Source organism: Bacteroides caecigallinarum (assembly GCF_016902295.1).
Lineage (GTDB): Bacteria > Bacteroidota > Bacteroidia > Bacteroidales > Bacteroidaceae > Phocaeicola > Phocaeicola caecigallinarum_A.
In genome coordinates this window covers 1-607 of sequence record NZ_JACJLQ010000144.1, presented here as the reverse complement: position 1 = coordinate 607, position 607 = coordinate 1, and the positions used below count along the sequence as shown (strand labels likewise).

Annotated in this window: 1 protein-coding gene; it reads right to left on the bottom strand. The window is 34.8% G+C overall.

The genetic code is table 11. The annotated features are described in order from the left end of the window. Positions 1–19: 19 nt before the first annotated feature. The coding region (locus H6A27_RS14545) for a hypothetical protein (protein ID WP_204509204.1) at positions 20–607 on the bottom strand (588 nt) is incomplete at its 5' end.

Below are 607 nucleotides of genomic sequence, written 5' to 3'. Positions count from 1 at the left end.
AGCTGTTGGCTCGACCTTGTTATAAGCTACATTGTTCTGTTATTATATTCTTTATTATTTTAGAATCTGTGCCATTCAGCATGTAAACGCTGCATAGTTTACTAAGAGCTTGCTGAATATCCACATCCGTTATCCCTAAATTGAACATTATACCTAAAGGTAAAAACCAAGAATCAGGAACTTGCTCATCTTCAATATTTACCATTGGGATATGACTTTCTGCATCATTTTCACAACTCAATACACACCCTCTGTCTTCTTCTTGTAGATTTCCTGTAGCATCTAATTCGGCACAATAGAAACGCTTTTCTTGGCTTTCATCATAATAGCCATAGGCGCAACGATATTCCCATAAATCTATCGAGAAGTAATAGACACCGCATTTTGCCGAAAGTCTTTTACACAATGTTTCGTAAATATATCGCAAACATTTTCCTTCAATGATATAATATCCGTTAATTAATGACGAAATCAATATCTTATCCACTCTCGGTAAAAGGTCATCAAAATAATTGTCTGCATTTTTATAAGTAGTACAAAGTATAGGGTTGTTATCCCACTGCTCATTTTCAGACAAAAGGGTTAGTCCTAATATATCTGCAACATC